General features: G+C 54.0%; 24 protein-coding genes and 3 tRNA genes. 25 read left to right on the top strand and 2 right to left on the bottom strand.

Annotated elements, in window-relative coordinates; all coding sequences use genetic code 11:
• Positions 1–251 precede the first annotated feature (251 nt).
• The 14 genes from PG062_RS13165 to PG062_RS13100 all read left to right on the top strand — a co-directional run bounded on the left by PG062_RS13165 (position 252) and on the right by PG062_RS13100 (position 12421).
• Positions 252–617: an Asp23/Gls24 family envelope stress response protein gene (locus PG062_RS13165; RefSeq protein ID WP_270752592.1), complete on the top strand. Its 366-nt coding sequence runs from the start codon at positions 252–254 to the stop codon at positions 615–617.
• Positions 618–639: 22 nt separating this feature from the next.
• Complete coding sequence (gene nusB, locus PG062_RS13160; protein WP_114000968.1) at positions 640–1062, top strand: transcription antitermination factor NusB; 423 nt, start codon at positions 640–642, stop codon at positions 1060–1062.
• On the top strand, positions 1059–2006 hold the full coding sequence (locus tag PG062_RS13155) for a tRNA (adenosine(37)-N6)-threonylcarbamoyltransferase complex transferase subunit TsaD (RefSeq protein ID WP_270752591.1): 948 nt from the start codon (positions 1059–1061) through the stop codon (positions 2004–2006). Before nusB ends, PG062_RS13155 begins: the two co-directional genes overlap by 4 nt.
• Entirely contained in the window at positions 1985–3226 is a 1242-nt protein-coding gene (xseA, locus tag PG062_RS13150; protein ID WP_270752590.1) for an exodeoxyribonuclease VII large subunit, read from the top strand. Before PG062_RS13155 ends, xseA begins: the two co-directional genes overlap by 22 nt.
• Positions 3213–3425: an exodeoxyribonuclease VII small subunit gene (gene xseB, locus PG062_RS13145; protein WP_270752589.1), complete on the top strand. Its 213-nt coding sequence runs from the start codon at positions 3213–3215 to the stop codon at positions 3423–3425. The genes xseA and xseB overlap by 14 nt, the downstream gene beginning before the upstream one ends.
• 27 nt (positions 3426–3452) lie before the next feature.
• The gene (locus PG062_RS13140; protein WP_114000964.1) at positions 3453–4340 is read left to right on the top strand and encodes a polyprenyl synthetase family protein; all 888 of its coding nucleotides are present in this window, start codon (positions 3453–3455) and stop codon (positions 4338–4340) included.
• A gap of 90 nt (positions 4341–4430) precedes the next feature.
• Positions 4431–4901 (top strand): divergent PAP2 family protein, encoded by a 471-nt coding sequence (locus PG062_RS13135; protein ID WP_309439759.1) that lies wholly within the window; start codon positions 4431–4433, stop codon positions 4899–4901.
• Between the two features lie 26 nt (positions 4902–4927).
• Positions 4928–6787 carry a 1-deoxy-D-xylulose-5-phosphate synthase gene (gene dxs, locus PG062_RS13130; protein WP_270752588.1) on the top strand — a complete coding sequence of 620 codons (1860 nt, stop codon included), beginning with the start codon at positions 4928–4930 and terminating at the stop codon, positions 6785–6787.
• 28 nt (positions 6788–6815) lie between these two features.
• Positions 6816–7634: a TlyA family RNA methyltransferase gene (locus tag PG062_RS13125; RefSeq protein WP_270752587.1), complete on the top strand. Its 819-nt coding sequence runs from the start codon at positions 6816–6818 to the stop codon at positions 7632–7634.
• A 57-nt stretch (positions 7635–7691) separates the two neighbouring features.
• Complete coding sequence (locus PG062_RS13120) at positions 7692–8537, top strand: NAD(+)/NADH kinase (RefSeq protein ID WP_270752586.1); 846 nt, start codon at positions 7692–7694, stop codon at positions 8535–8537.
• Between the two features lie 7 nt (positions 8538–8544).
• Positions 8545–9009, top strand: a complete 465-nt coding sequence (locus tag PG062_RS13115) for an arginine repressor (RefSeq protein WP_114000719.1) — start codon at positions 8545–8547, stop codon at positions 9007–9009.
• Between the two features lie 24 nt (positions 9010–9033).
• On the top strand, positions 9034–10704 hold the full coding sequence (gene recN, locus PG062_RS13110) for a DNA repair protein RecN (protein ID WP_270752585.1): 1671 nt from the start codon (positions 9034–9036) through the stop codon (positions 10702–10704).
• 492 nt (positions 10705–11196) lie between these two features.
• Positions 11197–11763, top strand: coding sequence for a DUF3793 family protein (locus tag PG062_RS13105; protein ID WP_270752584.1), 567 nt, complete (start codon positions 11197–11199; stop codon positions 11761–11763).
• A gap of 226 nt (positions 11764–11989) precedes the next feature.
• Positions 11990–12421 carry a flavodoxin gene (locus tag PG062_RS13100; RefSeq protein WP_270752583.1) on the top strand — a complete coding sequence of 144 codons (432 nt, stop codon included), beginning with the start codon at positions 11990–11992 and terminating at the stop codon, positions 12419–12421.
• Between the two features lie 206 nt (positions 12422–12627).
• Here the strand turns inward: PG062_RS13100 and PG062_RS13095 are convergent, their stop codons facing one another.
• Positions 12628–12882 carry a heavy-metal-associated domain-containing protein gene (locus tag PG062_RS13095; RefSeq protein WP_270752582.1) on the bottom strand — a complete coding sequence of 85 codons (255 nt, stop codon included), beginning with the start codon at positions 12880–12882 and terminating at the stop codon, positions 12628–12630.
• Positions 12883–13351: 469 nt separating this feature from the next.
• Here PG062_RS13095 and PG062_RS13090 point away from each other — a divergent pair, with 469 nt between their 5' ends.
• The 9 genes from PG062_RS13090 to PG062_RS13050 all read left to right on the top strand — a co-directional run bounded on the left by PG062_RS13090 (position 13352) and on the right by PG062_RS13050 (position 20397).
• Positions 13352–13567, top strand: coding sequence for a FeoA family protein (locus PG062_RS13090; RefSeq protein WP_114000714.1), 216 nt, complete (start codon positions 13352–13354; stop codon positions 13565–13567).
• Positions 13568–13645: 78 nt separating this feature from the next.
• The gene (locus PG062_RS13085) at positions 13646–13867 is read left to right on the top strand and encodes a FeoA family protein (RefSeq protein ID WP_114000713.1); all 222 of its coding nucleotides are present in this window, start codon (positions 13646–13648) and stop codon (positions 13865–13867) included.
• 28 nt (positions 13868–13895) lie between these two features.
• Positions 13896–16094 carry a ferrous iron transport protein B gene (gene feoB / locus PG062_RS13080; RefSeq protein ID WP_270752581.1) on the top strand — a complete coding sequence of 733 codons (2199 nt, stop codon included), beginning with the start codon at positions 13896–13898 and terminating at the stop codon, positions 16092–16094.
• A gap of 44 nt (positions 16095–16138) precedes the next feature.
• On the top strand, positions 16139–16396 hold the full coding sequence (locus tag PG062_RS13075; protein ID WP_242979596.1) for a hypothetical protein: 258 nt from the start codon (positions 16139–16141) through the stop codon (positions 16394–16396).
• 125 nt (positions 16397–16521) lie between these two features.
• A complete protein-coding gene (locus PG062_RS13070) occupies positions 16522–16932 on the top strand; it encodes a metal-dependent transcriptional regulator (protein WP_270752580.1) in 411 nt (136 codons plus the stop codon).
• Positions 16907–17326, top strand: a complete 420-nt coding sequence (locus PG062_RS13065; protein WP_114000710.1) for a helix-turn-helix transcriptional regulator — start codon at positions 16907–16909, stop codon at positions 17324–17326. Before PG062_RS13070 ends, PG062_RS13065 begins: the two co-directional genes overlap by 26 nt.
• 275 nt (positions 17327–17601) lie before the next feature.
• Positions 17602–17877: a DUF6110 family protein gene (locus tag PG062_RS13060; protein ID WP_114000709.1), complete on the top strand. Its 276-nt coding sequence runs from the start codon at positions 17602–17604 to the stop codon at positions 17875–17877.
• Between the two features lie 125 nt (positions 17878–18002).
• Positions 18003–20120, top strand: a complete 2118-nt coding sequence (locus PG062_RS13055) for a heavy metal translocating P-type ATPase (RefSeq protein ID WP_270752579.1) — start codon at positions 18003–18005, stop codon at positions 20118–20120.
• A 199-nt stretch (positions 20121–20319) separates the two neighbouring features.
• Positions 20320–20397: transfer RNA gene (locus PG062_RS13050), tRNA-Pro, on the top strand.
• A 582-nt stretch (positions 20398–20979) separates the two neighbouring features.
• Here PG062_RS13050 and PG062_RS13045 read toward each other — a convergent pair.
• On the bottom strand, positions 20980–21189 hold the full coding sequence (locus PG062_RS13045; protein ID WP_270752578.1) for a transposase: 210 nt from the start codon (positions 21187–21189) through the stop codon (positions 20980–20982).
• A gap of 449 nt (positions 21190–21638) precedes the next feature.
• Between PG062_RS13045 and PG062_RS13040 the strand changes: the two genes are divergently transcribed.
• Together PG062_RS13040 and PG062_RS13035 are read left to right on the top strand one after the other, a co-directional pair.
• Positions 21639–21714: transfer RNA gene (locus PG062_RS13040), tRNA-Gly, on the top strand.
• 3 nt (positions 21715–21717) lie between these two features.
• Positions 21718–21793, top strand: a tRNA-Val gene (locus tag PG062_RS13035).

The following is a 21793-nucleotide window of genomic DNA, read 5'->3' as shown; positions in this document are numbered from 1 at the left end:
AATCAGAAAGCCAGAGCGGAACGGTTGTTTTCGGCCATTTGCTCTGGCTTTTTGCTGCCGGGCAGGTGCATTTTCATGCAGGGAATATCTCATGTTCTATCCCTCGCCCTGGCTCCGCTGGATTTTATTTTGCGGGCGGGCTGTTAGCCACGGTACACTGCTTGCAAACAGTACAAAATTGTGGTAAGCTATTAACAAATATCACAACCATTCAATTCTGCCGGCTTACCCGGCAGCGGGAGGATAGAGCTATGGATGTACGCAACAGCATTGATGGCAGCCTGCAGATCTCCAATGAGGTCGTAGCCAAGATCGCCAAACTGGCCGCACTGGAAATTGATGGCGTGGCCGATGTTTCTTCCGGCAGCATGCAGAGCGTGCGCGGGTTGCTGAGCAAAGCCAGCCTGCAAAAGCCTGTTACGGTGGATTTAAGCGATGGCGTTGCTGTGGTGCAGGTGCATGTAATTGCCAAGTACGGCAGCAAAATTATGCCTGTCTGCGCCAAAGTGCAGGAAAACGTCAAGCAGACCATCCAGAATATGACCGGCATTACGGTTTCCCGTGTGGATGTGATCGTTGCCGGGCTGGAAGAGCCTGCCGCAGACCAGCATAAATAATTGAAAGATGGGAATAGTGACAATGGAACAGAATCTTACCCGCCGCGAAGCACGCGAAAATGCTTTTCTTGCGGCTTTTTCCGCAACCTTCCACCCGGATGATCCGCAGCCGGTGCTGCTGAACCAGCCCGAAAGCCACGAGCATCCGCTGGATGAGTTTTCCCTGCGCATTCTGCGCGATATGGAAGCCCATTCGGAAGAAATTGATGATGTGATCCGTGCAAACCTCAAAGGCTGGACCATTGCCCGCGTTCCGCGTGTCAGCCTGGTAGCCCTGCGTGTGGCCCTGGCTGAAATGATGTACGGCGAAGAAAAAAAGACCAGCGTTGCCATCAACGAAGCCGTTGAACTGGTCAAAAAGTATGGCTCTGACAAGGACTATCAGTTCGTCAACGGCCTGCTTGGCACCGTGGCACGGGCGCAGGATAAGCCCGCCGAAGAATGAGAACGCTGGGCATCGATACAAGCAATTACGCAACCTCTCTGGCCGTGTTTGACACAAACGCCGGAGAGGTTGTTTGCGATTGCAAACGCTTCCTGCCCGTGCGGGAGGGTCAACTGGGCCTGCGCCAGAGCGATGCGCTGTTCCACCATACCGCCGCCCTGCCGGAAATACTGGCAGAACTGGGCCAAAAGGTGAACCTGACGCAGATCGAAGCTGTCGGCGTATCCGCCAGGCCCCGCCCGGTGGATGGCTCCTATATGCCATGCTTTTTGGCGGGCGTCAGTGCGGCCACAGCGTTCTGCGCGGCCAAAGGCATTCCGCTGGTTCAAACGACCCACCAGCAGGGGCATATCTCCGCGGCCCTTTTTGCGGCCAGCGGGGCAGACCTGTTCGGCAAAGAAGAGCTGGTGTTCCATGTGTCCGGCGGAACCACTGACCTTTTGCACTGCAAGGGGCCGGACAGCATTACCTGCATTGGCACCAGCAGCGACCTGTACGCGGGCCAGGCAGTGGACCGCCTTGGCGTGCGGCTGGGCTATGCGTTCCCGGCGGGCATCTATGTCAGCCGGCTGGCGGCAGCCTGCACCGAGAACATCAAACCCAAAGTCAGCGTGCGCGGCACAACCTGCAGCCTTTCCGGCTTGCAGAACCAGTGCGAAAAGCTGCTGGCAGAGGGCAAAAGCCCGGAATATGTCAGTAAGTACTGCCTGCTCTGCGTGGCAGAAACCCTGCGCCGCATGGCCGCCGCTGCCCTGGAGCGGAACCCCGGTCTGCCCGTGGTGTTTGCAGGCGGCGTGATGAGCAGCGAGATCGTACGGGATTATATCACAAAACGGATGCAGTACGCCTATTTTGTGCCCGGCAAGTTTGCCAGCGATAATGCCATCGGCGTGTCCATCCTGGCGGCAAGGGAGATCAATGCATGGCCGAATACATCAATGTAACCACCCTGAACCTGCTGGCTAAACAGGTGCTGGAGCAGTGCGAACCACTGAATAACCTCATCGTCTGCGGCGAGGTTTCCAACTTTACGCGCCATTACAAAAGTGGCCACTGCTACTTTACCCTGAAAGATGAAAACGCCGCCATCAAGTGTGTGATGTTCCGAGATAAAGCGCGTCTGTTGGGCTTTGCGCCGGAAAACGGCATGCTGGTGCTGGCGTATGGCCGGGCAACGCTGTATGAGCGGGACGGCGCATTCCAGCTGTATTGCGATTATATGCGCCCCTTTGGTGCCGGTGCGGCCCAGATGGCCTTTGATGCGCTGAAGAAAAAGCTTTCTGCCGAAGGCCTGTTTGATGCTGACCACAAACGCCCGCTGCCGCCTATGCCGCAGTGTATCGGGCTGGTCACATCCAAAACCGGTGCGGCATTGCAGGATGTGATCCACATCATCACGCGGCGGTGGCCGATGGTCAAACTGCTGCTGGCCCCCGTCAGTGTGCAGGGGCTGGAAGCGGAAAAGAGCATTGTGGATGGCATCCGCCGCCTGGATGCAGACCCGCGCCCGGATATAATTTTAATCACCCGCGGCGGCGGTAGCAAAGAGGATTTGTGGGTGTTCAACAGTGAACGCATTGCCCGCGCAGCCTATGCCTGTAAAAAGCCAGTCGTTTCTGCGGTCGGGCATGAAATTGATACCACAATTCTGGATTATGTGGCTGACCTGCGTGCTCCTACACCTTCCGCAGCGGCGGAACTCTGCGTGCCGGATCAGGCACAGGTGCGGCACGAAATATTCATTTTACAACAAAATATTCAAAAAAATATACAGTCCCGCCTGGAAATGTGCTATAATAAATTCAACATCATTTCCCCGGCTGCAGCCATGCAGAACGAAAAAACAGGAATTGACGCCCGTGCGCAGCTTTTGCGGCAAACGACAGCACAGATACAGGCCGTTGCAGCCCAAAAGGCAGCTGCCTGCACCCAGGGGCTGCACACCGCTGCTGCGGTGGCAGCGTCACTGAATCCATATGCAGTCCTTGCACGCGGCTATACCATGGTCGCGGATGCCCGCGGCCGCTGCCTGACAACAGAACATCTGAAGCCGGGGCAGAAGATCACTGTTATCGGCAGCAATGCAGCCGCACAGTGTACGGTGGATGCCGTGGCACCCACTCAGGGGAACCCTGAAAAGGAGCAAACCGATGAGAGCACCTAAAACCTTTGAAGAAGGGCTCCAGCGCCTGCAGGAGCTTTTGGCAAAAATGCAGGATGAAACCACAACGCTGGACCAATCCGTTAAACTGTATGCCGAAGCTGCCCAGCTGATCCAGTACTGCAACACGGCGCTGGACAAGGCAAAATTACAGATCGAAGAGATCGACGCATCGCTGGCACAGCCCAGCGCGGATGAGTGAACCCGCAGGATAAGGAGGCTTTTCCCCATGGAACAGGAACGTTATCAACAGCAGTATAAAGCCTTTGTGCAGCAGGCGGAGCAGCGCCTGAACGAACTGTGCGATGTTTATCTGCCGGTAAAAGCCCAAATCAGCCAGGCAGCGCGTTACAGCCTGCTGGGCGGCGGCAAGCGTGTGCGCGCCGTGCTGGTGCTGGCTGCCTGCCAGCTGGCGGGCGGCGATACCGCAGCTGCAGCCGACTATGCCGCGGCGCTGGAAATGCTGCACTGCTATTCCCTGATTCACGATGACATGCCCTGCATGGATAATGATGATTACCGCCGCGGCCGCCTGAGCTGCCATAAGCAATATGGCGAAGCAACCGCCCTGCTGGCGGCGGATGCCCTGGTTACAGCAGCCTTTGAAGCTGTTGCCAACGCGCCGACCCACCCCCAAAGCCGGGTGCAGGCGGCGGCTCACCTGGCCAAAGCAGCCGGGGCACGCGGTATGTTGTATGGCCAGGAACTGGATAAGCATTACGAAACCGTGCACGCCAGCGAAAGCGAGCTGCTGGAACTGCATGCCCACAAGACCGGCGCATTGATTATTGCCGGTGTGGACCTTGGCTGCGATGCCGCTCAGGCGGACGATGCCCTGTGCACTGCCCTGCAGCATTATGCCGCGGAGCTGGGGCTGGTGTTCCAGATCGTGGATGATATTTTGGATGTGACCGCCACGACGGAAGAACTGGGCAAGCCTGTTGGCAGCGATGCCGAAAACGACAAAACGACCTTTATCACCCTGTATGGGCTGGAAGGCGCCCGCAGCCTGGCAAAGCAGCATAATGATGCTGCCCTGGCTGCCCTGGCGGATCTTGGCCCGGAAGCAGACTTTTTGCGCGAGATGGCAGTGGAGCTGCTGACCCGCAGCAAGTAACATATTACAGCAGGGCAGGCGGTGCGGCCCACTGCCTGGCAGCTTTGCCGGGAACCCGCCTGTTTGGCCCGGTGTGAGGAGAAAACTACCATGATGACGCTTTTGCGCGAAGCGCTGAGCTGGAATTATGTGCTGGTAACGGCGGTCATCAGCTCGCTGCTGGCACAGTTCACCAAAGTGATTCTGAACCTGATTATCCTTGGCAAATTTATCCCGGAACGCCTGTGGGGCGCAGGGGGCATGCCCAGTGCACACTCCGCAACGGTATGTGCGCTGTTGGTTGCCACCGGGCGCTACTGCGGCACAGGCTCCACGGAGTTTGCCCTGGCGCTGGTTTTGGCCATTATTGTAATGTATGACGCAATGGGTGTGCGCCGGGAAACGGGCGAGCAGGCCAAGATTCTGAACCGCATGCTGAGCGAATGGATGGATCGTGAATCAGATGCCATGCCCTTTTTGGGAGATAAAAAACTGAAAGAGATGGTGGGTCATACCCCTATCCAGGTTCTTACAGGTGCCATTTTTGGCATTGCTGTTGGCCTTTTGATGCCAATGGTGTAAAAACAGAGCAAACGAGGTATGTGATCATGAAATATCCTTATCTGGATAAAATCCAGAAAAACGGGGATGTAAAAAAACTGCCGCAGCAGGAACTTCCGCTTCTGTGTGAGGATATCCGAAATTTTTTGATTGAAAGTGTTTCCTCTACCGGCGGGCACCTTTCGTCCAACTTGGGCGTGGTGGAACTTACGGTGGCTTTGCACCGTGCGCTGACTCTGCCGCAGGATAAAATTTTGTTCGATGTCGGTCACCAGTGCTATACCCACAAGCTGCTGACCGGCCGCCGGGAGGGCTTCGCCCATTTGCGCCAGGTGGACGGCCTTTCGGGCTTTCCCTCCCCGCAGGAAAGCGACTGTGATACCTTTATTGCGGGGCACGGCAGCACGGCGCTTTCCACCGCCATCGGTGTGGCACGCGCCAAAAAGCTGAAAAAAGAACCCGGCAAGGTCGTTGCCATCATCGGGGATGGCGCATTCACCGGCGGCATGGTCTATGAGGGCATGAACAACGTCAGCAACCTGAACAACCTGATTGTGGTGCTGAACGATAACAAAATGTCCATCTCCAAAAATGTCGGTCAGATGGCAAATTATCTAACCAAACTACGCACAGACCCAAAGTATTTCCGGGTTAAGGCTCATATGGAAACCGCGCTGGAGCGTATCCCCGCAGTGGGCACTGCTCTGGTAGAGGTGCTGCAGGAAGGGAAAAAGATCATCCGCCGCGGCATCTACCACTCCACAATGTTCGAGGAAATGGGGTTCCAGTACGTTGGCCCGGTGGATGGCCACGATGTTACCGAGCTGACCCGGATCTTTACCAACCTGCAGGAACAGTATTCCCCGGTGTTTTTGCATATTGTCACCCAAAAGGGTAAGGGTCTGAAACCGGCGGAAGAAAACCCCGGCGAGTTCCACAGCGTTTCCGCGTTTGATCTGGATCACCTGACAAATCCGGAAATGTCGCCCAAGGATTCTTTCTCCAACCGCTTCGGCAACAAGCTGGCGGCCCTGGGCAGGGAAGTGCCTAACCTGTGCGCCATTACGGCAGCTATGAAATACGGCACTGGCCTGAACTTCTTCTACCACGCCATTCCGGAACGCTTTTTTGACGTTGGCATGGCGGAAGAGCACGCCGTAACCTTTGCGGCGGGCCTTGCCAGCCAAGGCATGCTGCCGGTTGTGGCTATCTACTCCACCTTCTTCCAGCGCGCTTATGACCAGATGATTCATGATGTGAACCTGATGCATCTGGATGTGCTGTTTGCCGTGGACCGTGCTGGCCTTGTGCCGGGCGATGGCGAGACCCACCAGGGCATTTATGATACCGGCTATTTCAGCCAAATCGGCATCCCGGTGTATTCTCCGTGCAACTATGCGGAACTGGAATACTGGCTGGAAGCACTGGTCAAAACCATGCGCGGCCCCCGCGCCATCCGTTATGCCCGCGGAGAAGAAAAGCCGGCTCTGGCGGCCCTTGGATGCACCGGCAAACCCTATGATATGCTGTGCGGTGCGGACAAGGCCGATACCGTTCTTGTCAGTTATGGCGCTGAAACCGAGGAGATTCTTGCCGCGGCGGAACTGCTGCGCCACCAGGGAATGGCAGCGGACTGCTGTAAGCTGGTGCAGGTTTATCCCTTGCCGGATGGTCTCTGCCGCCAGCTTTCCAACTATAAAACCATCCTGTTTGCAGAGGAATCCGTGGCAACGGGCGGTATTGGCCAGCAGCTTTGCACTGCCCTGCAGGCAGCAGGCTGGCAGGGCCGCTTTATCCTGCGCGGGGTAGATAACACCCATCTGCTGCACGCCACAGTGCCGCAGCTGCGCCGGGACCAGGGCTTGGATGCTCATACTCTGGCCCAGGATATGTTGACCCGTAACTGAAATAAGTGAACCGAAAGGTTGTTCATCAATGAAAATTCGTCTGGATCAATACCTTTGCCAAAACGGCTATGCCCAAAGCCGGGAGCGCGCCAAAGCACTGATCATGTCCGGTATTGTCTTTGTCAATGAGCAGAAAGTGGACAAAGCCGGTGAAATGATTGCTGAGGACGCCAAAGTGGAAGTGCGCGGCCATGATATCGGTTACGTCAGCCGCGGCGGCCTCAAGCTGGAAAAAGCCATGCAGGTGTTCCCCATGCGGCCGGATGGCAAGGTCTGCATGGATATTGGCGCATCGACAGGCGGCTTTACCGACTGTATGCTCAAAAATGGCGCAGTCAAAGTGTACGCCGTGGATGTGGGCTATGGCCAGCTGGCGTGGAGCCTGCGCACCGATGAGCGCGTGGTCAATATGGAGCGCACAAACATCCGCAATGTTACCCCGGATATGCTGGGGGACAAAATCGCGTTTTTCAGCGTGGATGTTTCCTTTATCTCGCTCAAACATATCTTCCCGGTGGCGGATACTATCTGTACGCCGGATGCCGTCGGCGTCTGTCTGGTGAAGCCCCAGTTTGAAGCCGGACGCGAAAAAGTAGGTAAAAAAGGCGTTGTGCGGGAACCCGCTACCCATGCCGAGGTGCTACATATGGCGCAGGGTTACGCCATGGCGAACCACTTTACCCCGGCGGGACTGGATTTTTCGCCCATTAAGGGGCCGGAGGGCAACATTGAATTTTTGATGTATGTCCAGCACAGCCAGGATCCGCAGCCGCTGCCGGAAGGCTTGATCGAACAGACGGTTGCCAACGCTCACGCGGCGCTGGATAAAGCCCCCAACCTGCACTGAACCTTAAAAGCTGCGTTCCTGTTACTTTGAAACCATACCCGGAAAGGGGAAAAGAGCTTGTCCGTTTTTCTTTTTCCAAACAGAATCAAAGATACCGATTTTTCCGTTACCCGTCAGGTGATCGCTTTGCTGGATCAACACGGCATCCATGCCCTGCTGGCGGATGAGCTGGCTGGGGAATTGGTGGATACCAAGGCGGCATTCCTGCCCCAGCAGCAGGCGTTGGCCCAGGCAAAACAGGTTATCACCATTGGCGGGGATGGCACACTGCTGCGCATCGCCCATGACTGCCTTGCCCAAAGCAAGCCGGTCCTGGGTGTCAACCTGGGGCGCATTGGCTTTTTGGCTACCTGCGAGGTGGCAGAGCTGCCGGAAAAGCTGGCCCGCCTGGCTGCGGGGCGGTATACCATTGAGCCGCGCAACCTGCTGCGTGCGGATGCCCCGGCCCATAACTGGCACCAGGTTGCTATGAACGACGTGGTGCTGTTTGGCAATTCCCGCCTGCACCCCATGGATTATACCGTCTACTGCGATGGCGCTTTTGTCAGCCGCTACCGCAGCGATGGGGTGATCATCGCAACACCCACGGGCTCCACGGCTTACTCGCTTTCCGCAGGTGGGCCGGTGCTGGATGCCTGTGCGGCGGTTATGGTGCTTACCCCGGTCTGTGCGCACAGCATCCACGCGGTGCCGCTGGTGTTTTCGGCTAGCCGTACCCTGACGGTGGTGGCGGAAGCAACCAACCGTGACAGCGTGTACGCCAGTGCGGACAGCCATTCCCGCTGTGATTTGCAGCCGGGCGAAAGTTTGACCATTACCACGGCAGTGGAACAGCTGGGGCTGATTACCTTTGACGAAACCGAGCAGTTCCGTGCGATAGAAACAAAATTGATGAGGAGATGACTCTGCAATGAAAAGTGCGCGCCATCAGGCAATTTTGGACCTGATTGAAAAATATCCGATTGACCGGCAGGAGGATCTTCTCGAACATCTGCGCCGTGCCGGTTTTGATGTAACGCAGGCAACGGTATCGCGTGATATCCGGGAACTGCGCCTGGTAAAAACTGCAACGGGGGAGGGCGGCTACCGCTATATGCCGGCAAACGGCAACGGCAAGGTGGCTCATTCACCCAACCGGTTTGAAACCATTTTCCGGGAGTCTGTGCTCAAGGTGGACTATGCTGGGCATATGGTACTGGTCAAATGCTTTTCCGGCATGGCGAATGCCGCCTGTGAAGTTTTTGACGCTCAAACCTGGGAAGGTGTTGTTGGTACACTTTCCGGTGATGATACGTTTTTTATCCTGATGCGCACCGAGGAAAACGCTGCTGAGATCACCCGCCAGCTGCAGCGCTATACGGTACGCCACACTTAAACCGCCGGAGGGGGAGCAGCATCCATGCTTGCGGAGCTGAAAATTGAAAATGTTGCCGTGATTGAAAAAGCCGAAGTACAGTTTACCCCGGGCCTGAATGTGCTGACGGGCGAAACCGGCGCCGGCAAATCTATCATGATCGATTCCATCAATGCCATTCTGGGCAACCGTACCTCGCGTGATCTGGTGCGCAGCGGTGCGCCCAAGGCACGCATTTGGGCCACGTTTGAATCTATCCCGGCCCATGTGCGGGAGCAGGTGGAAAAATGCGGCTATGGTGCCCAGGATGACCTGCTGCTGTACCGCGAGATCAGCGCGGACGGAAAAGGCAGCTGCCGTATTAACGGTATGCCCGCTACCGCCGGCGTGGTGCGGGATATTTCCGCTGGGCTGCTGACCATCCATGGCCAGCACGACAGCACCAGCCTGACCAACCCGGCAACCCATCTGGCCCTGCTGGATCAGTACGCGCAGGATGGGGCAGAGTATGCCGCTTACCATGCGCTGTACCGCGCTCTTGTCACGGCAAAGCGTGCGCTGGATGCGTTGACTTCCAGCGAGGAAGAAAAGCAGCGCCGGATCGCAGAGCTTTCGGAAGAGATTGATACCATTGATGCCGCTGCGCTGACCGCAGGCGAGGAAGAACGTTTGATGGAGCGCCGCAAGGTCATCATGCACGCACAGGGCATTCTGGATGGTCTGACGGCGGCGCACCAGGCGCTTTCCGGTGATGATTCCGGCGAAATGATGGGCGCAGCGGATCTGCTGGGCAGTGTGGTCAATGAGCTGGCCGAAAGCGCTCGCCTGGATGAGAGCCTGGCACCGCTCAGCGAGCGCCTGAGCGATTTGTATTACGGTGCGCGGGAGCTGGCCACCGATCTCGCCGACCGCCTGGACGGTTATGACTTTGACCCGGGGGAGCTGGATCAAATCGAAGAACGGCTGGACCAGATTTACCGCATGAAACAGCGTTACGGTGCCAGTGTGGAAGAACTGCTGACTCGGCGGGATAAGGCGGCCGAAGAATTGGAAGGGTACCAGTCCTCCGGCAAGCGCATTGCAGAGCTGACCCAGCGCAAACAAGAATTGTACCGCCAGACCAAGGTTGCAGCGGAAACGCTGACCCAAGCTCGCCTGAAAGCTTTTACAAGCATGAACCGCCAAATGCGGGAAGCACTGGAATTTTTGAACATGCCCGGCGTGCGTATGGTGCTGCGCCATCAGCGCGGCCCATTAGCTTCCGCAGGACAGGATAACATTGAATTTTTGATTTCTACCAACCCCGGCGAGGAGCCCAAGCCGTTGGCTAAAATCGCTTCCGGCGGCGAGCTTTCTCGTATCATGCTGGCGTTCAAGAGCGCCTTGGCTGATAAAGATGCGATTTCGACTGTTATTTATGATGAGATCGACACCGGTGTTTCGGGCCTTGCCGCCGGGCGTATTGGCCAAAAGCTGAAGCAGACCGCCAGCGGCCATCAGGTGCTGTGCATCACCCATACCCCGCAGATCGCTGCCTTTGCCGATAACCAGCTGCTGATTGAAAAGAAGGTGCGGGACAACCGGACCTTCACTGAGATCCATCCGCTGGATCTGGATGGCCGCGTGCAGGTGTTAGCCCGCATGATCTCCGGCGATAAAGTTACAGACCTCAGCCTTGCCAACGCCCGCGAGCTGATTGAAAAATCGCAGGTGTAAGCGCAGGACAATAACGAAAGAAAAACAGAAGAGAAGCATACAAACCTCTAGCCGACAAAACAGGCTGGAGGTTTTATTTTTTTGGCATTTCTTTTATTATCGTTCTAAGGCAATACCGCATAATTCTAAGTGACGATACGGCGAGCGAGGTGCGGCAGCTGCTAAGCCAAAAGCGCAGATAATACTGGATGTATTATCGAGCATTTTGGCAACGCAGATGCTGTGCCGCAGCCGCCGAAGCGGTGCTTAAGCCGTAAGGCGGGAATTGTGCGGTGTTGCCCTAATTTGTAGCCAAGAAGAAATAAAAGCAAAATGTTTGGGAAGGCCCCTTGACACCATGGGGAAGATATGGTATTCTAACTGCGTTGGTTAGATAATCCTAATCAACGAATATCCCGTACTTTCTGCATAAACATAGCAATGGCGGCGGGAATTTTTAATGGTTTGAAGTTAGCGCAAACTAATTATGCGGTCAAAACAGGAGGGTACACCATGCAGCGTAATTTTGAAACCTCGTTTGTAACGCAGTGTGCTCCTGTTCTGGCGGGACTTAAAGTGGCAAACCTCTTCCGCTGGGTTGAACCCGATGCAAGCGCCATGCACGCCATGGCGGAGCGCTGGGCGGCCGAGCTAAAACCCAAAGGCGTTACGGTTTCTATCATCAAGGAATGCCCCGTCACCCACGCCTATCTGGTTTATGTCTACCGCGCAAAGAGCCTGGAAGAAAGCCTGCAGCAGCCGGATGTGCAACAGTACCTGCTGCGGGAAGGTTACCCTCAGGGCGGCTTGCAGGAATGCTTGGATCATCTTTCCCGGTGCCTTTGCTGCGAAGCAGAGTTCCCGCATGAGATTGGCGTTTTCCTTGGTTATCCGCTGGAAGATGTCGTTGGCTTTGTGGCAAACAAGGGCAAAAATTATACGTTCTGCGGTTACTGGAAATGCTATGGCGACCCCGCTGCAGCACAAAAGACGTTTGAACGCTTCCGCAAATGCACTGAAGTTTATCTCCGCTGTTTCCAGAGCGGTACACCGATCACCCGGCTCGCAGTAGCCGTTTGATATAATGGGCGTACGCCCATGTTAAGGTAATACCGCACAATTCCCGCCTGACGGCTTAAGCACCGCTCCGATGGTTGCGGCACGGCATCTGCGTTGCCAAAATGCTCGATAAGACATCCAGTATTATCTGCGCTTTTGGCTTAGCATCTGCCGCACCTCGCTCACCGTATCGGCACTTAGAATTATGCGGTATTGCCTTAAAATATAATAAAGGAGATGTTTGATTATGAACAAGGTAGCAATCGTTTATTGGAGTGGCACAGGCAATACTGAGCAGATGGCTCAGGCTGTGGCAGAGGGCGTTAAGAATGCTGGCGGCGAAGCCGATGTGCTGACCTGCGCAGAATTTGATAGCACAAAGCTGGCCGATTATGGTGCAGTTGCTTTCGGCTGCCCCGCTATGGGCGCAGAGCAGCTGGAGGAAGGCGAATTTGAACCCATGTTCGCTGACTTGGAAGGCAGCCTGTCTGGTGTGAAGGTTGCTCTGTTCGGTTCTTACGGCTGGGGCTCTGGCCAGTGGCTGGAAGACTGGTGCGCACGCTGCAAGGAAGACGGCGCTGTGATGCAGGAAGAACCTGGCGTTATGGCAAACGAAGCACCGGACGACGATGCAATCGCAGCCTGCAACGCTCTGGGCGCAAAGCTGGCAGTCTGCTGAGCAAAGTGCCCGGAGGTGCTCACTACACCTTGAGCAAATAGCATTATGACGGCGGGGAACCGATACCGAGAAAAAGGCATCGGCTCACTGCCGTTTGCTTTTTACAGTTTATCATCAGGGCTGTTATAAGATAGAAAAGACAAACAAAAATCCGGCAGAACACCGGGTAGTGCTCTGCCGGATGATGAAGCGCACGGATTGGGCAATCAGCCAAAAATACCAAACAGCTTTTTCTTCTGGTAAGGCGCGCAGCTATAGCTGACCATGCGGTAGCCAGTCGGTTCCAGCGCTTTAGCGATGTCAGCCTCAGCAATTTCGTTTTCGGCTACAATAACAGCCTGGCCCTTGGTGTGGCTGGCGGTTACCTTTTTGACGGGGAATGCCTTGCGGATTGCGTCAGAAACATGTGCTTCACACATGCTGCATGCCATTCCATCTACCCCAACAGTGATTTGAACCATTAAACTCATCCTTTCTGCAACAGGTTACGTATCCTAAACCAAACTGACCCAAAGGGCAGGCGGCAATTCATAACGGCTTCATCATACCAACCCAATGGGTATTTGTCAAGCGGAGAGAATACAGCATATTCCTCTCAAAAGAAGGGGCAAAGGTCATAAAATGCCTGAATGACGCAGCGCCCTTTGTGCAAATTGCCTTAAAAAGTGTGAAAAAGTTAGCCACGACTTATCGGTTAGCACAAACTAATTTTGAACGACTTCAAAACTATTGACATTGCAGGTTAGCAGTGGTAAACTGCAAATGTTCAAAGGAGTTAGCACCTGCTAATCTTCTGCGGGTGGCCGGGAAGCGGCAGATCACAGGGGATTAAGGGTCAAACTCTGGCTTTTTTGCGCCTGTGCAAGATGCAGAAAAAACAGAACGGAACGTTATAAGCGTAAAGCAATTTGGACGTTGGGGGATGAAACGATGATGCCGATTACGATGGCAAAAGCAGGCGAAACTGTCACCATCAAAAAAATCACTGGTAAAGACGAAGTTCGCCAGCACCTGGCTGAGTTGGGGTTTGTTGTGGACGCAACGGTTACCGTTGTGAACGAAATTGCGGGCAACCTGATCATTCAGGTAAAAGAGAGCCGCATTGCACTGGACAAAACCATGGCAAACCGCATTATGATTGGTTAAAACAGCGCCAATCCGCTGTTTTGGAGGCTGCGGCTTATCCAGCGGCTTCCCGATAGAGATATTGTGAGGAGGATAAAAATGAAAACTCTGAAAGACGCGAAAGTCGGCGAGACTGTCACCGTTGCCAAGCTGCACGGCGAAGGCCCTGTCAAGCGCCGCATCATGGATATGGGCATCACCAAAGGTGTTCAGATCTATGTCCGCAAGGTTGCCCCCCTGGGTGACCCCATGGAGCTGACCGTGCGCAACTACGAGTTGAGCGTGCGCAAGGCTGACGCAGAAATGATCGAATTGGTTTGATTCCAACTAGAGAAGAGAGGGTAACGCAATGAGCATTAAAATTGCACTAGCCGGTAACCCGAACTGTGGTAAAACTACCCTGTTCAATGACTTAACCGGTTCTAACCAGTATGTCGGCAACTGGCCCGGCGTTACGGTTGAAAAGAAGGAAGGTCGCCTGAAAGGTCAGAAGGACGTTGTCATTCAGGACTTGCCCGGTATCTACTCCCTGTCCCCCTACACCCTGGAGGAAGTTGTGGCCCGTGGTTACTTGGTCAATGAAAAGCCTGATGCCATCCTGAATATCATTGATGGTACCAACATTGAACGTAACCTGTACCTGACCACCCAGCTGATTGAGCTGGGCATTCCTGTGGTTATGGCCGTCAACATGATCGACCTGGTCCGCAAGAATGGTGATAAGATCGACCTGAAGAAGCTTAGCGCAGAGCTGGGCTGCCAGGCTGTTGAGATCAGCGCACTGAAGGGCGAAGGCAGCATGAAGGCTGCTGAGATGGCTGTTGCCGCTGCAAAGTCTGGCAAGGCTGGCGAGCTGCCCCATGTGTTCACTGGCAGCGTTGAGCATGCCATCGCTCATATCGAAGAGTCCATCCAGGGCAAGGTTGATGACCGCTTCCTGCGTTGGTACGCCGTCAAGCTGTTCGAGCGTGATGACAAGGTTCAGCAGGAGCTGAAGCTGGACAAGGCGCTGGTTGACCACATTGACCAGCACATCGCAGACTGCGAGAAGGAAATGGACGATGACGCCGAGAGCATCATCACCAACCAGCGTTATGCTTACATCAACACTGTTGTTGAGAAGGCTGTCAGAAAGAAAGCTCGCGTTGAGCACCTGACTGTTTCCGATAAGATCGACCAGGTTGTTACCAACCGTATCTTCGCTCTGCCAATCTTTGCCTTGATCATGTTCCTCATGTACGCGCTGTCCATGGGTACCTCCATTGCAGATGGCGGTATCTCCATCGGCAGCTTCGCAACTGACTGGACCAACGATGTTCTGTTCGGCGAGATCGTTCCCAATGCACTGGGCGGTTTCCTGGAGAGCGTTGGCGTTGCTGACTGGCTGTACGGCTTGATCATGGACGGCATCGTCGCCGGTGTCGGCGCGGTTCTGGGCTTCGTTCCCCAGATGCTGGTTCTGTTCTTCCTGCTTTCCATCCTGGAAGACATTGGTTACATGGCCCGTGTTGCTTTCATCATGGACCGTATCTTCCGCAAGTTCGGCTTGTCCGGCAAGAGCTTCATCCCCATGCTGGTTGGCACCGGCTGCGGCGTTCCGGGTGTTATGGCTTCCCGTACCATCGAGAACGAGCGTGACCGTCGTATGACCATCATGACTACCTGCTTCATCCCCTGCGGCGCTAAGATGCCCATCATCGGCCTGTTTGCAGGTGCCCTGTTCGGCGGCAGCAGCCTGGTTGCTGTTTCTGCTTACTTTATCGGCTTTGCGGCCATCATCATCTCTGGTATCATCCTGAAGAAGACCAAGTTGTTTGCTGGTGATCCTGCTCCGTTTGTTATGGAGCTGCCTGTTTACCACGTACCTGCATGGGGCAACGTTCTGCGTGCAACCTGGGAGCGTGGCTGGTCCTTCATCAAGCGTGCCGGCACCGTCATTCTGGCTTCCACCATCGTTCTGTGGTTCCTGCAGGGCTTCGGCTTTGAGGATGGCGTCTTCGGCATGGTCGAAGATCAGGACAACTCCATCCTGGCAGCCGTTGCAAGTGCAATCGCCTGGATCTTTGCTCCTCAGGGCTTCGGAAACTGGCGTGCAACCGTTGCTTCCATCTCCGGCCTGATCGCAAAAGAGAACGTTGTTGGTACCCTTGGCGTTCTGTATCACTTCGGCGGCGAGCTGTCTGAGAACGGCGACGAAATTTGGGGCGAAGTTGCAAACGACTACACCGCAATCTCTGCTTACAGCTTCATGATCTTCAACCTGCTGTGCGCACCGTGCTTCGCAGCTATGGGCGCTATCAAGCGTGAAATGAACAACGGCAAGTGGACTGCTATCGCCATTGGTTATATGTGCCTGCTGGCCTACTGTGCATCTCTGGTTGTTTACCAGATCGGCGGCCTGATCACCGGCGAAGTTGGCTTCAACATTTTCACCATCGTTGCTGTCGCTATCATTGTGTTTACCATCTACATGCTGGTTCGCCCCAACAAGTACCTGAATGATAACGAAGTTAAGATTGATGTCAAGAAGGTTGCTGCTTCCAAGTAATCACTGACAATTTGATGTTCCTTTTATAAGAGAGGTGTTTCGCTATGATGGATTTCTTGGCCACAAATTTTAATCTGCCTACCATTATTGGTGCAGTTATTGTGTTTGGGGGCACGGGCCTGATTGTGTGGCACTCTCACAAGCATGGCGGCGTTGGCTGCGACTGCGGTGGCAGCTGCCACGGTGAGTGTGGCTGCTCCGGTGGCTGCAATGGCTCCTGCAAAGAAAATGCAGAAGAGCTTGCAAAGTTCAAACGGATTGCCGAAGAAAAGGCAAAGGCTAACGCAAGTCAGGTACATTAAAACTTAAGGAAGTTAAAATTTTCCTGAATCCCAGCGCGGCGGGCCGCAGGCAGCAATGCCCGCGGTCCGCCGCATTTTTTATCAGCTGCACTATGGTGCGGGCTGCTTGATATGGAGTGATGAACATGGCATTGAGCGATGCCCACCTGCGATATCTGTTTGCAATCAGCAATGCAGCTGCAGCAACCCCGGATGTATCTTCCCGTCAGATTGCCAGTGCACTGGGGGTTACCAAACCCTCGGTTGTGCATATCCTGAACATTCTCATGCGGAATGGTATGGTGGTAAAACGGCACTATGGCAAAATTTATCTGACGGACCGCGGTGCGTTTACCGTAAACTACTACGGCCGCTTGCTGGATGCAACCCTTGCCGCTATGCCGGAATATCCGTTCCCGGTCAGTGCAGATGAACGGCGCAATGCGGCGCTGGCGTTGATTGCAGCGCTTCCTGACCGGGATTACAGGGAACATTTTGGTGCGCTCTTTGCCGAAACGGAGGTGGAAGAAAATGAGCCGCAGCCAGAAAGTGAATGAACCGGAAACCATGTCCACAGCTTCGGCCTATCTGTACAAAGAACAGGCCGAGTGTGTGCAGCAGGTGCACCAGTATCTGGTGGAACATCTCGATAGCCGCGTAACCCAGGCGGAACTGGCGCAGCGGTATCATATCTCTCTTACTTCGCTGAAAGGGGCGTTCAAACAGGTGTACGGCTTGCCAATCAATACTTACCTGCGCCGCTGCCGTGTGCAGCATGCGGAACAGCTGCTTTTCACAACGGATTTGAGCATTTTGGAGATCGCACAGCGGGTTGGGTACGACAGTCCCAGCCGTTTTGCGGCAATGTTTAAGCGCGAAAAAGGCATTACCCCGCGGGAATGCCGCCGCGTGCGCACCGACCAGCTGCCGGAAGAAAAAACGATTGCCTGATGTGGAATTACAGCGCAGCAAAACGCACAGCAGCGGTGGGCTGAAACTGGGCGAAATGGTGGAACGTGGAACATAGAATTTTCAAAAATAAAACCAGACGGCACATTTTTTATCCAAAATGCACTTGTAAAAAGTGTAAAATACGTTATACTTGCGAATAAGGATTTTTGCAAGAAGTTAATCTTGCGAAACATCGCCAATTGCAGCCGGGGAATGTATGCAGCAGCTTGCACCCCCTGGGAATGTCGAATCAATAGAGAGGAGTTCAACGTATTATGGTGAACGTAAAGAAGGTAGCAATTTTTGTTGGTGGTATGCTGTTTGGCTCCGCTGGTTTCAAAATCCTGGCCAGCAAGGACGCTAAGAAGGTCTATACCCAGACCACCGCAGCCGTTCTGCGTATGAAGGACTGCACTATGGAGACGGTCAGCCGCGTTCAGGAAGAGGCTGGCGACATTCTGGCAGATGCAAAGGCCATCAACGAAGCCCGCGCAGCCGCAGCTGAACAGGAAGTTATCGCTGATGACGCTGCTGAAAGCGCCGCAGAATAATTGCTTCTTTTGGGCCGCCTGCAGGCGGCCCTTTTTATGTGGTGGGGCACAGCGGCTGAACGGATGATGCCTTTATCGCTGTGCCAGAATTGGCAGTTGGGAAAGCTGAATAAGGAAATACAACTATGAAATGTACAATTTTACATGAAAGCCGCGGCCGTATGCGTGTGCATGTAAATGCCGTGCGTATGACCCTGCACCGTGCAGATGTTTTGGAAGCATACCTGAACCATTCGGAAGCCATTGAACATGCCAAAGTGTATGAACGCACCGGCGATGTTCTGATCCAATATAAGGGCAGCCGTGCGGGTGCAGTAACGGTGCTGAGCCATTATAAGTTTGATAACCCGGAACTGGATTCACTGGTTACTTCGGCTGACAGCCGTAAGATCAACCAGGAATACCAGGAACGTTTTGTCAACTTGGTGGTGTTCCGTGCGTTCCGCAAGCTGTTTCTGCCTGCTCCGGTGCAGGCCGTTATCACGGTGTTCAAAGCAATTGAATTTATCCGCCGTGGTCTGATCTGCCTGTGGCATCGCAAGCTGGAAGTGGAAGTGCTGGATGCACTTTCTATCGGTGTATCGTTGCTGCGCAGTGACTTTGATACCGCCGGTTCTGTTATGTTCCTGCTCAATGTGGGCGCTTTGCTGGAAGAATGGACACGCAAAAAGAGCCTGGATGATCTGGCTCGCAGCATGTCCCTGAACGTTGACCGTGTTTGGGTGCGCAGTCAGGGGACCGAAGTTCTGATGCCCATCACCAAGGTCAAGGCGGGGGACGAGATCATTGTGCGTTCTGGCAACATGGTGCCGCTGGATGGCACCGTGATCGAGGGCGAAGCTATGGTCAACCAGGCGGCCCTGACCGGTGAGTCAATGCCGGTACGCAAGATTGCGGGTGCGACAGTTTATGCAGGTACTGTTGTTGAGGAAGGCGAATGCGTTTTTGCTGCAAACGCCGTGGATGGTGCCAGCCGTTACGATAAGATCGTATCTATGATCGAAGAGTCCGAAAAGCTCAAGTCCGGCACGGAAAACCACGCCCTGGAGCTGGCGGATCGCCTGGTGCCGTGGTGTCTGGCTGGTACGGTCGTGACCTATGCGCTCACCCGCAACGTAACCCGCGCAATCTCGATTCTGATGGTCGATTTCTCTTGCGCACTTAAACTTTCCATGCCGCTGGCCGTGCTGTCTGCTATGCGTGAATGCGGTTCCTACCACATCACCGTCAAGGGAGGCAAGTATCTGGAAGCCCTGTCCAAGGCGGATACTATTGTGTTTGATAAGACCGGTACCCTGACCCATGCAAGTCCTAAAGTGGTCAAGGTTGTGCCGTTCTCCGGGTGTGATGAGGAGGAAGTTCTCAAGCTGGCCGCCTGCCTGGAAGAGCACTTCCCGCATTCCATGGCAAACGCCGTGGTGCGTGCTGCCAAGGAGCGCGGCATTACCCACGAGGAGATGCATACCGAGGTAGAGTACATTGTGGCCCACGGCATTGCAAGCCGCGTGCGCGGGGAGCGCGTTGTGATCGGCAGCCATCACTTTGTGTTCGAGGATGAAAAGTGCGTCATTCCCGCTGCGGAACAGCAGAAGTTTGACGATCTGGAACCGGAACATTCGCACCTGTATCTGGCTGCCTGCGGCCAGCTGGTGGGCGTTATCTGCATTGCGGACCCGCTGCGCCCCGAAGCACGCCATGTGCTGCGCCAGCTGCGCGCCATCGGTGTCACCAACACTGTGATGATGACCGGTGACAGTGACCGCACCGCAGCCGCGATTGCCCGCCAGGTAGGCATTGATCAGTATTTCTCGGAGGTTCTGCCGGAAGATAAGGCAGAGTATGTCCAAAAAGCAAAGGCAGAAGGGCATACCGTTGTCATGATCGGCGACGGCATCAACGATTCACCGGCTTTGTCTGCTGCCGATGTTGGCATCGCCATCAACTCTGGCGCAGCCATTGCACGCGAAATTGCCGATATTACCATCAAAGCCGACAGCTTGGAAGAGTTGGTGCAGCTCAAGAGCATTGCCAACGCCATGCAGCGCCGTGTGGCGAGCAACTATCGCTTTGTGCTGAGCTTTAACTCTGCCCTGATCATTCTGGGCGCACTGGGCATTTTGCAGCCGGCAACCTCGGCTATGCTGCATAATCTTTCCACCATCGGCATCAGCCTGAAGAGTATGACGAACCTGCTGCCCGAAAAAGCGCAGAGCCAGCTGCAGCAGGAGAACACAAAGGCCTGATGCAGGCACTAATTGCATGAAAACGCAGCCACTATAAACAGGTGAGCTGCTGCCAGCAGGCAAAAAGTATGGCAGAACGATGAAAAGAAAACGGAAAAAGAAAAAATACGAAAAAAATCAAAATTTTTTAGAAAAAAGCTTGACTTTCTTTAAAATCCTGTTATAATAATACCTGTTGATGACAGCAGCCCACGTTCGACCGGGTGTAGCGCAGTTTTGGTAGCGCGCTTGAATGGGGTTCAAGAGGCCGTGAGTTCGACTCTCGCCACTCGGACCAAACAGTGAGCTGAGTTTTTCAACGCAGAACCGCTAAGTTTGAAAGAACTTGGCGGTTCTATTTTTTTGCTTTTTTGCGGTGAAAATAGGGCCAGTTCTAACCGATTTTATCCAGCAGGCAAAGGTCGCTGCATATTTGCTGCAATGCCTTGCTTTCTTTTGGTATCCAAATGTCCGTAAATATTCGCCGTCATCTTTATATCAGGATGCCCTAACCATTCCTGCACGTCCTTCAAGCCAAAGGATTGGGACAGTATTGAAACTCATGTGTAACTTCAAAACTTTTGATAAAGTGTGAAAAGCCGGGAGCTTGGAACGCTGCGGATATTTAACTGTTTGGAGCATCCACAAAAAAACGGACAAACATAAAGCCTGCTCCTTTTTGCGGGAGCAGGCTTCCTGAAGGCTAAAAAATAGCCGAACAACAACCAACTGAGGAATCTTCAAAGAGAATCTCTCAATCAATTGCTGCCCAGCTATTTGGTGCACATTTCATATGCAATCAGGAGTAAAGCATATGTTGTTAGTTTGTCAAAAGAGTTCATCATCAAGCCACGCAACAGCCAACCGCAGCCTCAAAAATTCAGAAATGTTTCCTAAAGGCTTGCAAACAAAGGCGCTTCCACGCCCAGCTTGCAAGCCTTTTCAGATTCATGGTAACAAATTTAAGTCTTACCCATTGCGTAGCGCATGTCAGGCCTCTCATGTGGGTATAGCGCATGGTGAGCTTGTCTTTTGCATCTGCAAAGACAAGCTCAATTGTTTCCTTGTATTTTTCGTAAATTAAAGGCAATACCGCATAATTCTAAGTGCCGATACGGCAAGCGAGGTGCGGCAGATGCCAAGCCAAAAGCGCAGATAATACTGGATGTCTTATCGAGCATTTTGGCAACGCAGATGCCGTGCCGCAGCTGCCGGAGCGGTGCTTAAGCCGCAAGGCGGGAATTGTGCGGTGTTGCCCTAAAAAAAGAATAGAAAAGGCAACAGTTTATTTGCTTCCGAGGATGCAGGGAAAGAGTATAGGATGCAACATAATAAGAATAGCGATGCAAATGTAGAAATCCGCTGCGAGGCCCAGGCAACAAAACGAGGGAGAAAAACGTAACGGGAAAAGCCCGCGAGTTGGATATCGGGAAGGAAAAAAGATTTGAAAAAATGTGGAACAAAATGCAAGAAAACCCTTGACTTTTTGGGAAAGGTCGGTTATAATAACAAACGTCGCTTGAAGCGATTGAAACATGTGCGGCCGTAGCTCATCTGGTAGAGCGCCACCTTGCCAAGGTGGAGGTAGCGAGTTCGAGCCTCGTCGGCCGCTCCATGTGGAAGTTTAGCTCAGCTGGGAGAGCATCTGCCTTACAAGCAGAGGGTCAGCGGTTCGAGCCCGTTAACTTCCACCA

It is taken from the genome of Gemmiger qucibialis (genome assembly GCF_027689445.1).
Taxonomy (GTDB): domain Bacteria; phylum Bacillota; class Clostridia; order Oscillospirales; family Ruminococcaceae; genus Gemmiger; species Gemmiger qucibialis.
Note: the sequence above shows the minus strand (reverse complement) of the source record. Positions and strands in the feature narration are given on the sequence as shown.

Excerpts from the sequence above, each read along its gene's own strand:
- PG062_RS13165 (WP_270752592.1), top strand. The coding sequence starts at position 252 with ATGGATGTACGCAACAGCATTGATGGCAGCCTGCAGATCTCCAATGAG.
- nusB (WP_114000968.1), top strand. The coding sequence starts at position 640 with ATGGAACAGAATCTTACCCGCCGCGAAGCACGCGAAAATGCTTTTCTT.
- PG062_RS13155 (WP_270752591.1), top strand. The coding sequence starts at position 1,059 with ATGAGAACGCTGGGCATCGATACAAGCAATTACGCAACCTCTCTGGCC.
- xseA (WP_270752590.1), top strand. The coding sequence starts at position 1,985 with ATGGCCGAATACATCAATGTAACCACCCTGAACCTGCTGGCTAAACAG.
- xseB (WP_270752589.1), top strand. The coding sequence starts at position 3,213 with ATGAGAGCACCTAAAACCTTTGAAGAAGGGCTCCAGCGCCTGCAGGAG.
- PG062_RS13140 (WP_114000964.1), top strand. The coding sequence starts at position 3,453 with ATGGAACAGGAACGTTATCAACAGCAGTATAAAGCCTTTGTGCAGCAG.
- PG062_RS13135 (WP_309439759.1), top strand. The coding sequence starts at position 4,431 with ATGATGACGCTTTTGCGCGAAGCGCTGAGCTGGAATTATGTGCTGGTA.
- dxs (WP_270752588.1), top strand. The coding sequence starts at position 4,928 with ATGAAATATCCTTATCTGGATAAAATCCAGAAAAACGGGGATGTAAAA.
- PG062_RS13125 (WP_270752587.1), top strand. The coding sequence starts at position 6,816 with ATGAAAATTCGTCTGGATCAATACCTTTGCCAAAACGGCTATGCCCAA.
- PG062_RS13115 (WP_114000719.1), top strand. The coding sequence starts at position 8,545 with ATGAAAAGTGCGCGCCATCAGGCAATTTTGGACCTGATTGAAAAATAT.
- recN (WP_270752585.1), top strand. The coding sequence starts at position 9,034 with ATGCTTGCGGAGCTGAAAATTGAAAATGTTGCCGTGATTGAAAAAGCC.
- PG062_RS13105 (WP_270752584.1), top strand. The coding sequence starts at position 11,197 with ATGCAGCGTAATTTTGAAACCTCGTTTGTAACGCAGTGTGCTCCTGTT.
- PG062_RS13100 (WP_270752583.1), top strand. The coding sequence starts at position 11,990 with ATGAACAAGGTAGCAATCGTTTATTGGAGTGGCACAGGCAATACTGAG.
- PG062_RS13095 (WP_270752582.1), bottom strand. The coding sequence starts at position 12,882 with ATGGTTCAAATCACTGTTGGGGTAGATGGAATGGCATGCAGCATGTGT.
- PG062_RS13090 (WP_114000714.1), top strand. The coding sequence starts at position 13,352 with ATGATGCCGATTACGATGGCAAAAGCAGGCGAAACTGTCACCATCAAA.
- PG062_RS13085 (WP_114000713.1), top strand. The coding sequence starts at position 13,646 with ATGAAAACTCTGAAAGACGCGAAAGTCGGCGAGACTGTCACCGTTGCC.
- feoB (WP_270752581.1), top strand. The coding sequence starts at position 13,896 with ATGAGCATTAAAATTGCACTAGCCGGTAACCCGAACTGTGGTAAAACT.
- PG062_RS13075 (WP_242979596.1), top strand. The coding sequence starts at position 16,139 with ATGATGGATTTCTTGGCCACAAATTTTAATCTGCCTACCATTATTGGT.
- PG062_RS13070 (WP_270752580.1), top strand. The coding sequence starts at position 16,522 with ATGGCATTGAGCGATGCCCACCTGCGATATCTGTTTGCAATCAGCAAT.
- PG062_RS13065 (WP_114000710.1), top strand. The coding sequence starts at position 16,907 with ATGAGCCGCAGCCAGAAAGTGAATGAACCGGAAACCATGTCCACAGCT.
- PG062_RS13060 (WP_114000709.1), top strand. The coding sequence starts at position 17,602 with ATGGTGAACGTAAAGAAGGTAGCAATTTTTGTTGGTGGTATGCTGTTT.
- PG062_RS13055 (WP_270752579.1), top strand. The coding sequence starts at position 18,003 with ATGAAATGTACAATTTTACATGAAAGCCGCGGCCGTATGCGTGTGCAT.